The sequence below is a fragment of the Comamonas sp. genome (assembly GCF_009360615.1).
GTDB lineage: Bacteria > Pseudomonadota > Gammaproteobacteria > Burkholderiales > Burkholderiaceae_C > Comamonas.
Genome location: NZ_SPEY01000028.1, coordinates 169,198 through 175,733 on the forward strand (window position 1 = coordinate 169,198; position 6,536 = coordinate 175,733).

Annotated in this window: 6 protein-coding genes and 2 riboswitches; of the genes, 3 read left to right on the top strand and 3 right to left on the bottom strand. The window is 62.0% G+C overall.

Annotated features, from left to right (window positions below; genetic code table 11):
- The first annotated feature begins 68 nt into the window (after positions 1-68).
- Positions 69-1,181, top strand: coding sequence for an MBL fold metallo-hydrolase (locus E2583_RS10705; RefSeq protein ID WP_291595605.1), 1,113 nt, complete (start codon positions 69-71; stop codon positions 1,179-1,181).
- Between the two features lie 146 nt (positions 1,182-1,327).
- Positions 1,328-2,308, top strand: coding sequence for a helix-turn-helix domain-containing protein (locus E2583_RS10710; RefSeq protein WP_291595607.1), 981 nt, complete (start codon positions 1,328-1,330; stop codon positions 2,306-2,308).
- A 67-nt stretch (positions 2,309-2,375) separates the two neighbouring features.
- Here E2583_RS10710 and E2583_RS10715 read toward each other — a convergent pair whose 3' ends face one another.
- From E2583_RS10715 to E2583_RS10725, 3 genes are all read right to left on the bottom strand, one after another.
- Positions 2,376-3,422, bottom strand: a complete 1,047-nt coding sequence (locus E2583_RS10715; protein ID WP_291595609.1) for a 2,3-butanediol dehydrogenase — start codon at positions 3,420-3,422, stop codon at positions 2,376-2,378.
- Entirely contained in the window at positions 3,419-4,684 is a 1,266-nt protein-coding gene (locus E2583_RS10720; protein ID WP_291595611.1) for an MFS transporter, read from the bottom strand. The genes E2583_RS10715 and E2583_RS10720 overlap by 4 nt, the downstream gene beginning before the upstream one ends.
- Before the next feature lie 89 nt (positions 4,685-4,773).
- Positions 4,774-5,307 carry a 2,4'-dihydroxyacetophenone dioxygenase family protein gene (locus E2583_RS10725; protein WP_291595613.1) on the bottom strand — a complete coding sequence of 178 codons (534 nt, stop codon included), beginning with the start codon at positions 5,305-5,307 and terminating at the stop codon, positions 4,774-4,776.
- Positions 5,308-5,394: 87 nt separating this feature from the next.
- On the opposite strand from E2583_RS10725, the gene E2583_RS10730 reads away from it, so the two are divergent.
- Entirely contained in the window at positions 5,395-6,036 is a 642-nt protein-coding gene (locus E2583_RS10730; RefSeq protein WP_291595615.1) for an energy transducer TonB, read from the top strand.
- Positions 6,037-6,123: 87 nt separating this feature from the next.
- A riboswitch (glycine riboswitch) is annotated at positions 6,124-6,232 on the top strand.
- Between the two features lie 19 nt (positions 6,233-6,251).
- Positions 6,252-6,377: riboswitch (glycine riboswitch) on the top strand.
- The last annotated feature ends 159 nt before the right edge of the window (positions 6,378-6,536 follow it).

The window sequence follows — 6,536 nt, forward strand, 5'->3', positions numbered from 1 at the left end:
CACATCGGCTCTTGCAGCGTTGCAAACCGTCCCAAACTGCAGCCAATGTCCCACTCAGGCGCCCGATCTTGTTTAGCAAACCAAGCCTCACCACCCCCATCGCCGACTACGAGGACTCGCCTCAATACTCGGGCGGGCGCTTTCGCAACACGCATCCACGTCCGGCCAACAGCCCCAAGCCCGATGCCGGGACGCTATGGAAGTTCTTCTTCAACAAGCCGGCCGATTCCGAGCCTGGCAAGGCGTTGCCCGTTCTGCCGCTGAGCACGACCGAGCTGGACCTTGCGCCTGAACGCAGCCTCTATCGCCTGGGCCATTCGACCTTGCTGATGAAGCTGCGAGGCGGCTGGTGGCTGACGGACCCCGTGTTTTCCGAGCGTGCCTCCCCACTGTCGTTTGCCGGCCCCAAGCGCTTTCATGCCCCGCCGATCGCCCTGGACGAGTTGCCTGCCTTGCGCGGCGTGCTGCTATCGCATGATCACTACGATCACCTGGACCGCGCCACCATCCGCGTGCTTGCGCCCAAGGTGGGCATTTTTCTATGCCCTTTGGGAGTGGGAGACAGACTGGCGGCCTGGGGTGTTCCGGCCGACAAGATCGTGCAGCACGACTGGTGGCAGGACAGCGAGGTCGACGGCCTGCGTTTCACGGCCACGCCCGCCCAGCATTTCTCGGGGCGCAGCCTGCGCGACGGCAACCGTACGCTCTGGGCGTCCTGGACCATCGAAGACCGCCAGGCCGACAGGCCGCTGCGCGTCTTCTTCAGCGGCGATGGCGGCTATTTCGACGGTTTTGCCGAAATCGGCAGGCGCTTCGGCCCCTTCGATGTCACGCTGATGGAAACCGGCGCCTACGACGCCCACTGGCCCTATGTCCACATGCATCCGGCTCAGACCGTGCAGGCCCACCGGGATCTTGGCGGCCAATGGCTGCTGCCCATCCACAACGGCACTTTCAACCTGGCCATGCATGCCTGGTGGGACCCCTTCGAGCAGATCCTGAGCCTGGGCAGGCGGCACGGCATCGCGATCGCCACGCCCATGATGGGCGAGCGCCTGGACCTGGGCGCTCCGCATGCGGGCTCGGCCTGGTGGCGCGCCTGCGCCGACATGAAAGCGGACTCGCACTCTCCATCTCCAGCCGGCGAAGTCACGCGACTGGACTCCCGCCCTCAAGCTTGATGCGCCCGGGCAGGCATCCCCCGCATCCCCGTAACTTCACGGAGCGAGGCGCAAACATGCGCATGTTAGAGTCTGCTCGGCATTGCCGACATCTACTGGCTCCACTTGGTCGGCACACACTATAAGAACCTGCCAAGGAGACCCCCATGCCCTCGCTTGCGCCATGTGCGGTGAACCGGATCGCTACGGATGCCTTTCCCGCCAGCCAGCGCCTGGACCAATGGGAGGCATACAACGCTTCTTTTCTGGTCGGATTGCGCTGCTCCTCCTACGCCGACGAAGGTCTGAATGCGCAACAGAGCAATATGGCATTCGGCCAGTTGGCTCTGGCCGATATCGAGGGCAATGCCCATGTCATCGAGCGCACGCCTCAGCTGGTGCGCCAGCATCCCAAGGAGTCGGTTTTCGTCTCACTGGTGCTCAGCAGCGGGGCTTTTTTCTATCAGGAGCACCGCTGCATCCACCTTGCCCCGGGTGATCTGGTGATCTATGACACCCGGCATGCCTATCTGTTCGGCTTCACCCACCAGATGCACCAATTCCTCGTGGATATGCCGGCCGACTGGTTCTACCGAAGCTGCAGCCGCACGCAGCTGCAAGGCCCGGTCTGCATTCCGGGAGGCGCTGGCAGCGGACGCGTGCTCAATCACGCGTTCCAGAAGCTGGTAGGCAATGCCATGGCCCATCCCGGAGGGGTGGACCAGGATCGCATGCAGTTCGAGGCCAGCGACCTGCTGCGCGCCATGATGGCCGGGGAAGCGACGGGATGCAGTGCACTGCGCGCCTCGCACCTGCTGGCCGCGCGCGCCCATATCGACGAGCACCTGCATCGCCACTCACTGGATGCAAGCGAAGTCGCTGCCGCAGCGGGTGTCTCTCTGAGGCATCTGAACCGGCTGCTGCAGACGGGGGGGCACAGCGCGACCGAGCTGATCCTCGTGCGGCGTCTGGAGCGTGCGGCCATGGAACTGCGCCATCCTGCGTTCGGCCGCTACAGCATTGCCGAAATTGCCTACCGCTGCGGCTTCTCCAGCCAGTCGCACTTTGCGCGCAGTTTCCGTTCCTACCATGGCATGACGCCCACGCAGATGCGTGGGCAACCCGGCCTGCACCGGGCTATCCCGTAGCAGCAAGCGCCACGGGCACCACCCGGATTGAATGAGTGCCGGCGAAAGTGCCAGCCCAGACCTCCCGCTACGGCGCCACCAGCACCTTGATAGCGTCCCCTGCTGACGCCAGAAGCTCAAAGCCGTCCGTGATGGCAGCTTCCAGACTTACCGTATGGGTCACGATACGACCGGCATCCACAACCCCGGAAGCCATCAACGCCAGCAGTTCCGGATACAGGCCCCGATAGCCCACACTGGTGGTAATGCGCAGCTCACGGTTGACAAGATCGAAGGTATCGATGCGCGCCTCGGGCATCAGACCGAGCAGCACGGCTTCCCCCCCCTTGCTCAGCACTCCCAGAGCACCCTGCAGCGTTTCCGGGCGGCCCACCGCTTCAAAAGAGACAGGCACGCCCACTCCGTCCGTGAGTTCACGCACTTGCAGCACCGCATCGTCCTGACTGGCATCGACCGTGTCGCTCGCCCCCACCTTGCGCGCCAGATCCAGGCGCCGGACATCGACATCGACGGCAATGATGCGGCCCGCAGCATGATGCCGGGCCATCATGACCAGCAGCAGACCGATGGCCCCCATTCCGAAGATGACGCAGTCGTCGCCAGGGCGCAATCCACTTGTCCGCAGACCCTGCAACGCCACGGCAGCCGGCTCGGCCACCGCGGCCTGTCTGAAGTCCAGCGAAGGCGGCAGCACATGCGCCATATAAGCGGGAACCACGGCTTCCTCGGCCATGCCGCCGTCTCCCATCAACCCGACAAACCCCATGGATTCGCACAGGTTGTAGCGTCCGCTGCGGCAATAGATGCAGTGGCCGCAGCGGTACTCCGGCTCCACCGCGACCCTGTCTCCAATGCCCAGCCCTGTCACATCGGCTCCCACTTCCACCACGGTGCCACAGAATTCGTGACCGATGACGATGGGGGCAACACTTCCGGACAAGGGATGCGGGACATGGACCGGAATCGAGTCCGGCCCGTGCAGGTACTCATGCATGTCGCTGCCGCAGATCCCGCAATACGCCACCTCGATACGGATTTCTGCGGCCTTCAAGGGCCGGCGTTCGATGATTTCCAGGCGCAGATCGCGGGCGCCATGCCATTTCAGAGCCTTCATGCCTGTGACTCCTCCAGTGCAGCCGCCAGCAAACCGCCACCGACGCGCCGGGGTGCCGTTTCGACCAGCCCCAGGGAAAGCACGCCTGCAAGCAAAGCTCCCGCAGCGGCCACCCACATCACCAGATCAAGTCCCCACCGGTCGGCTGCTACCCCGGCCAGGGTCGGGGCGATGAAACCGCCGATCAACTCCCCAAAACCCATGATCATCCCCAGCGCCGTGGCCATGGCCGCTCGCGGCACGGTCTCGGCCGGAATCGTGGCCATGAAGAGCGTGAAGCAGCCCAGGCCGGTATAGGTCAGCAGCAGCAAGCCGCCCATCACCACCGGCGATTGCGCATACAGAAAGGCCAAAGGACAGCAAGCCGCCACAAAAGAGAAAAAGATCAGTGCCGGACGGCGACCGATGTGGTCCGAAATGGCGGGCACGGCAAAGCCCCAGATGACCCAGGCCACACCCATGCAACTCATGACCGCGCTCATCGTGCCCGGCTCGAAGCCCTTGGCGTTGACAAGATAAGTCGGTGCAAAAGAGATGATGACCACGAACCAGGCCATGAAGGCGCAGCTGATCAGCACGCTCAGCCAGATATTGCGCTCACGCAGCAGAGTCCAGCGCGAGCCTGTTGGCATCGCTGCGGCCGGGTCGTCCGTGGGCCTGACGTCTGTGCTTCTCACATGGCGCCAGATGAGTGCTGCGGCGATCAGTCCCGGAACACAGGTCAGGTAGAAGGCCGTGCGCCAGCCATAGGCCACGGCCAACGCAACAATCACCGGCGGTGCGATCACGGCGCCCAGCAAGCCCGCAGACGAGCCCTGCAGCAAGCCCATATTGAGGCCGCGCCGACTGGGGGTGGACGCCTCGACCATCAGCGTCTGCGACAGAGGCAGCACCGGCCCTTCGGCCAGGCCCATCAGCGCTCGCAACAACAGCAGGCCGACAAAACCGCCCACCAGACCCGACAGGGCCGAGCACAGAGAGAACATCAGCACCGAAAGAATCAGCACCGTTTTGCGTCCGCCCTTGCGGTCTGTATAGGCCCCGAAGAATGCCCCAGAAGCCGCCCATGCCAATGCCAGAATGGACGACAGCATGCCCAGCTGGGCATTGTTCAGATCCAGTTCCTTGGAGACAAAGGGGAATAAGAACGACAATGCCAGCCGGTCAAAAAAAACAATCCCGAAAGTAAAAAACAGAATGAGCAGAAGCTTGTTTTCATAGCTCACCCACCCGCTTTTGAGGGTTTCATCTTGATTTTTCATGTCTCTCTCCATTCCGTCTTGGGCGGGCTATTTCATTCTTCAGGAAGTCCCGCCTTTCATTGATGGATTTTCAATACAGCCTCGAATGACTATCGAAACAGCGTGTCCACATACTCTGCACCTATGCCGACTTTTTCATAATGCTTTCGGCATAGTTCTATGTAGCTGTGAACATCGAAATATCCGTCTGGCTTTCCGTCATCATCGAGCCAGATCAGCGGTCCCTTGACGATGAAGAACGCACGCATGGGTTGCTCATGTTCATAGGCCACCAGGGTATGGCCTTCTCCAGGAGTCTCGTAGACGAAATCACCGGCACGCGCTGTCCAGTCATGTTCCAGATAGCCCCACTTCCCCGAAATCGTGTAGGCAAACACTTCGTGCGGATGGTAATGACGGTTCACCAGACCGGCCTCCTTCGCCATCAGAATATCGCACCATTTGTTTTGTGATGGAGAAATCCAGAGGGGCCGGGAGAGAACCGTCTCGGAAAATGGCACATAATAGCGTTCGTCCTCGGTGGGCGCATTTTTTATATAAACCTCAGGCTGTGCATCGGGCTGAAAGCAATCTGAAATAGGCTTCAGACCTCTCCAGAATTCATTCGTGGCTTTTTCAGGCATTTTTTCTCCTTGGATAAACGTTCTTTGACGAACGTCATAATCCTATCCATGGGGAAAATTCTGTTTAGCCCCAACCGGACATGATGTTTGACCCTGCAGGACAAGCGCTGGAGCAAGGCAGCCCGGCCCTGGGTGAACGACCGACTCGACCAGGTCTGCCGAAATCGACTGGGGATGGCCGAGAATGCCGCCATGGATATTTCACGCCACTCACGCTGTCTTGCTGCATACGCGGCCGTCTTGGGAGCACTGCTGCTCAGTGCCTGTGCCGGCAACCCTGCCATGGCGCCCAAGGCGGCCGACATCACTCCCCAGCCCCAGGCTGACTCCGCCTCGGCTTCCAGCGGCCAAACCGGAAATTGGCCGGCCTGGATCAATGCAGATTGCACGCCCCCCGCCCTGCTCGACCAGCAACCCCGGCCGCGCCGCCACACCACGCCGCACGTCAGTCACCACTGGTTCCCGAACGGGCTGGAGACCACGGTGGTCTTCCGCCTGGAAGTCACGGCTCAAGGTCAGCTCGGCCGTGTGGCCTACCAGCCCGCCGATACCGATCCCCGCATCGTGAAGTCCATACTGCGCTCGCTCGAACGCTGGCAGTTCAAGCCCGCCATGCGCCAGGGCCAGCCCGTGACGGCCTGCTTCGAGCAGCGCTACCAACTGGTGTTTCCGCGCATGCAGGAGATCGATTCCGAGCCCAAGCCGGCCTTGAACCCCAATCCTCGGTGAGGACGCCAGCGCCGGACGGACGATGCATGCTCGAAAACCCCACAAGTCGCAGATTGCGATGGTGCAAGCCCCTGCCCGCCGCTAGAATCGCCAGCGTCAGGAGAGAGTGTCTGCAGCCCGAGCTGCCCGGCACCGCCGAAGGCGCAGACCCCCACCCGGTGTCAAAACGCTCAGGCAAAAGGACTGACAAGCGCTGCCAGGTGTGCAAACCGGCAGCGTCCCTTGCTGGAGAGAGATGCAGGCCGTCATTTCGTATGTGCGCCAGCATCCACCGAAGGAGCAAGCTGCGCGCCGGGATGCGGGCAGTGAATCTCTCAGGTAAAGCGGACAGCAGGGCAAGCCCGCCACGCATGGCCCAGCCATGCATGGCCACTCGTCTTGGTTATGACCACCGGAGCGCTTGCCTGTGACTGCTGCTGACACCTCTTCCGATCTGCGTTCCACACCGCTGTTTGCCCTGCACCCGACATTGGGTGCCGGCTTGTGGCTGTTGCTGTCTC

Excerpts from the sequence above, each read along its gene's own strand:
- E2583_RS10710 (WP_291595607.1), top strand. The coding sequence starts at position 1,328 with ATGCCCTCGCTTGCGCCATGTGCGGTGAACCGGATCGCTACGGATGCC.
- E2583_RS10715 (WP_291595609.1), bottom strand. The coding sequence starts at position 3,422 with ATGAAGGCTCTGAAATGGCATGGCGCCCGCGATCTGCGCCTGGAAATC.
- E2583_RS10720 (WP_291595611.1), bottom strand. The coding sequence starts at position 4,684 with ATGAAAAATCAAGATGAAACCCTCAAAAGCGGGTGGGTGAGCTATGAA.
- E2583_RS10725 (WP_291595613.1), bottom strand. The coding sequence starts at position 5,307 with ATGCCTGAAAAAGCCACGAATGAATTCTGGAGAGGTCTGAAGCCTATT.